Source organism: Synechococcus sp. R65.1 (assembly GCF_047461755.1).
Lineage (GTDB): Bacteria > Cyanobacteriota > Cyanobacteriia > Thermostichales > Thermostichaceae > Thermostichus.
Genome location: NZ_JANSHU010000038.1, coordinates 1 through 3,749, shown reverse-complemented (window position 1 = coordinate 3,749; position 3,749 = coordinate 1). Strand labels below are relative to the sequence as shown.

The 3,749-nt window shown below is 61.2% G+C and carries 5 protein-coding genes; 3 read left to right on the top strand and 2 right to left on the bottom strand.

The genetic code is table 11. The features are described 5' to 3' along the window. Window positions 1-150 precede the first annotated feature (150 nt). Window positions 151-1,392: a bifunctional glutamate N-acetyltransferase/amino-acid acetyltransferase ArgJ gene (gene argJ, locus NW814_RS11005; protein ID WP_414406328.1), complete on the top strand. Its 1,242-nt coding sequence runs from the start codon at window positions 151-153 to the stop codon at window positions 1,390-1,392. A 19-nt stretch (window positions 1,393-1,411) separates the two neighbouring features. Here argJ and psbH read toward each other — a convergent pair whose 3' ends face one another. Beyond that, on the bottom strand, window positions 1,412-1,615 hold the full coding sequence (gene psbH, locus NW814_RS11000) for a photosystem II reaction center phosphoprotein PsbH (RefSeq protein ID WP_414361343.1): 204 nt from the start codon (window positions 1,613-1,615) through the stop codon (window positions 1,412-1,414). A 242-nt stretch (window positions 1,616-1,857) separates the two neighbouring features. On the opposite strand from psbH, the gene psbN reads away from it, so the two are divergent. Together psbN and dapF are read left to right on the top strand one after the other, a co-directional pair. Then, entirely contained in the window at window positions 1,858-1,989 is a 132-nt protein-coding gene (gene psbN / locus NW814_RS10995; protein ID WP_414396835.1) for a photosystem II reaction center protein PsbN, read from the top strand. A gap of 23 nt (window positions 1,990-2,012) precedes the next feature. After that, a complete protein-coding gene (gene dapF, locus NW814_RS10990) occupies window positions 2,013-2,882 on the top strand; it encodes a diaminopimelate epimerase (protein WP_414406327.1) in 870 nt (289 codons plus the stop codon). A gap of 6 nt (window positions 2,883-2,888) precedes the next feature. Here the strand turns inward: dapF and NW814_RS10985 are convergent, their stop codons facing one another. Next, the gene (locus NW814_RS10985; RefSeq protein ID WP_414406326.1) at window positions 2,889-3,530 is read right to left on the bottom strand and encodes a hypothetical protein; all 642 of its coding nucleotides are present in this window, start codon (window positions 3,528-3,530) and stop codon (window positions 2,889-2,891) included. Window positions 3,531-3,749: the final 219 nt, after the last annotated feature.

Below are 3,749 nucleotides of genomic sequence, written 5' to 3'. Positions count from 1 at the left end.
TCAGGGGAAACCTTGGATAAAATGCTGCGCCTTACATCCCCACCTTCAAAGGCGGGGCCTTACGGCGCTTTTTGGTAAAGTTCTAACAACACCACTCTGCTCCCAGCGCAAAAGCCGGCCCGCTTTGCTAGGAGCTGCGCAGCCGCCAGTATGACCAGACCCATTCCACCAGATCTAGGAGCCCAGTTTAAACCGGTTGCAGGTGCTGTAACTGCCCCCCGTGGCTTCCGCGCTGCCGGCGTAGCCGCTGGCCTCAAGCCCTCCGGCGCCGCCGATCTGGCCCTGATTGTTTCCGACAGCGAGGCGGTAGGGGCTGGCGTTTTCACCACCAACCAGGTTAAGGCCGCCTGCGTCACCTACAACCAGAGCATCCTCGCCCAAGGCCAGCCGGTGCGGGCCATCCTCTGCACTGCCGGCCAGGCCAACGCCTGTACAGGCGAAGAGGGGGAGCGCAACAATGCCCAACTGGCCCGCTGGGTGGCAGAGCGGCTGGGGATCCCCGCCCACCAGGTGCTCACCGCCTCCACAGGGGTCATTGGACAACAACTGGAAATGGCCAAAATCAAGGCGGCCCTGCCCCACCTTATCGACAGCCTCTCGCCGGCAGGAGGAGAGAGCGCTGCCCGCGCCATCCTCACCACTGATCTAGTTCCCAAGAGCACGGCTCTGGAGGCTAACATTGACGGCTACACCGTCAGGGTAGGAGGCATCGCCAAGGGATCCGGCATGATCTACCCCAACTTGGCGACCATGTTGGCTTTCCTAACCTCCGATGCGGCTGTGGATCCCCCACTCTGGCAGCAGATCCTCAAAGAGGCTGTTGACCTCAGCTTTAACCAAATCACCGTGGATGGGGATACCAGCACCAACGACATGGTACTGGCTCTAGCCAACGGCCAAAGCGGGATCCCCACGGTGCAAGCGGGTACAAAAGCTGCCCAAACCCTAGCCGAGATGGTTGCCCAGGTTTGCATTCACCTAGCTAAGGCCATTGCCCGCGACGGGGAGGGAGCCACCAAGTTGCTGGAGATCCGGGTGCAGGGCGCCCCCGACGACCGGTCGGCTCGGCAGATAGCCCGCGTCATTGCCAACTCTCCCTTGGTCAAGGCAGCAGCCTTTGGGGGCGACCCCAACTGGGGACGGGTGGCCGCCGCCGCTGGCCGAGCAGGGATCCCTTTTGACAGCCGCCTTCTGGAGATCCGGCTGGGAGATTTCCTGCTTCTAGAGAAAGGAATACCCCTCCCCTTTGACCGCCAGGCTGCTTGCAAGTACCTCAAGGGGGATCCCGTCGTCTTCACGGTGGACCTCCACCAGGGGCCCGGTCAGGGCGTGGCCTGGGGCTGCGATCTCAGCTACGACTATGTGCGCATCAACGCCGAGTACACCACCTAGGCCGCTTGGCAAGCCCAAACTAGAAGCTGAGGCTCTCCCAGGAGACGTTGATGTCTTCCAGCAGCAGGGACTTGTTGTAAATCTCCAGGAGGATCAGCATGAAGATGCCAAACAGCACCATGAAGACTGCCATTAGAGGCGTGGTGCCCCAGCCGGGGGCTACTTTGCCGTATTCTGAGTTCAGCGGACGCAGCAGATCGCCCAGTCGGGTACGAATGGCCATAGTTCTCGCCGTAGGTTAAGAAGGAACAAAGCTGGCGGCGGATCCTCTAAAGACTCAATGCCGCAAGAACAGCCATCTTTAGATCACGCTACCAGAATCTGGCCCCACCCCTTTGCCGATAGCAATGAATCTTGACATCCCTTGTCCTTGCCAGGCAGAGGATTCCGTGCATGTCGCCGCTGAGGCGCAATGTTTTGTAAACTTGTGTAATACTCTAGAGAGACTCTCTCGGGATCCCAGCGATGGAAGCTAGCCTCTCCCTCATCGTGGCTATTGTGGCCACTACTATTGTCATTACCGCCTTTGCCATCTACACCGCCTTCGGACCTCCTTCCAAGAACTTGAAGGATCCCTTCGAAATGCACGAGGATTGAAGCCCGTTGTCTTGTTGCACTGCATGGCCGCCCGGCTGCCCTCCCATCTCACCTTCCACAAGTACCAGGGGTTGGGAAACGATTTCATCTTGGTGGACAATCGCCACCAGCCCCAGCCCTGTCTGACACCAGAAGAGGCCATTGCCCTCTGCGACCGCCGCTTTGGCGTGGGGGCGGATGGGGTCATTTTCCTGCTGCCGGGGGAGGAGGGGGCTGATTTCAGCATGCGCCTGTTCAACAGCGACGGCTCGGAAGCGGAGATGTGCGGCAACGGCATCCGCTGCCTGGCTCGCTTTTTGCAGGATCTGGGGATCCCCGCCCAGGATGGCGCCTACCAGATCCACACCTTGGCAGGGCGGATTGTGCCGCGGGTGCAGCCCGATGGCTTGGTAACAGTGGACATGGGGATCCCTCGCCTTTTGGCCCAGCAGATTCCCACCACGCTAGTCGGGCCAGAGGAAAAGGTGGTGCGGCAACCGCTCCCAGTGGCCGGGCGGGAGTGGTGGGTGACGGCAGTGAGCATGGGCAACCCCCATTGCGTGGTCTTTCTGGAGGAGGAGGGATCCCTGGAGAAACTGGACTTGGAAAGGGTGGGCCCCCTGTTTGAGCATCACCCCGCCTTTCCCGAGCGCACCAACACCGAATTTGTGCAGGTGCTCAGCCCTAACCACCTGCGGCTGCGGGTTTGGGAGCGAGGGGCAGGGGCGACGCTGGCCTGTGGAACAGGGGCTTGTGCCGCCCTAGTAGCTGCCGTCTTGGAAGAGCGGGCCGAGCCCCAGGCCACGGTAGAGCTGCCGGGAGGAAACCTGGAGATTCGCTGGGATCTTGACACCCAACACGTGTGGATGACAGGGCCGGCCCTGCCCGTTTTCCGCGGCACCACTGCCGAGTGAGCGCTTTCAGGATCCCAACCCCACTAGGAGAAGGGCCAGCAAGGTGAGAATCCCGTGGGCAGGGCTCCAGCCCTGGTGCCAGATCATCAGCACTGCCAGGCCCAGCCAGACCAGCCCCAGCCCTAGGCCGAGGCGTAGGAACAGAGGGGGAGCCCCCTGGTTGAGGGAGCGTTTGAGCCAGGGGAAGATCACCCCCAAGCCAAAGGCCAGCCCCACGGGGATCCAGTCCATCCAGCCCCTCCACTCCCAGGCCAGCAGGTAGAAGCCACCCAAGCAAAGACCAAAGCCAAAAAGCAGCACCCGCATGGCGGGATAGTCTTGCCGGTAGCTGGAGGCGCGGCTCCAAGCTCCCTCAGGCTTGCTCAGGCTCAACGGCTCGACCACAAAGCTTTCGCTCCACTCCGGCGCCGCTTCAGTTTGGCCACGGCACCAAAGGTAAACGTTGACTTTGCGCAGCCCCTGCAGCAGCGAGGCCTCTACAGCGCTACGCACCACCTCCATTACTTGTTGTGTGTCCACCCCATCGCCGGGCAGCCGTTCCAGCAGCACATTCAGCACCTGACCCTTCAGCTCGGCGCGGCCAAACAGCCGCAGATCGGCTAGCTTGTAGTCGAGGATTTGGTTTAGGGTCTTAAGCTGGCGGCGCATGGATCTCGGCACCCAGCCGTCTCGACTAGAACCAGTTTAGCGGTCGGGGAAGAGGCAGGGGAAAAGCGGGATCCAAGGCATTGACATTCTCCCTGCTCTAAAGGGGAGGGATTCTTTCTCAGACAGCAGGATGGCTCCTACCGGCTGAGCTACAAAGCGCTCCGCGCCGCCGTAGGCGAAAGAGCATGAGGCTGAAACCTCAACCCTATGGGGGATGCC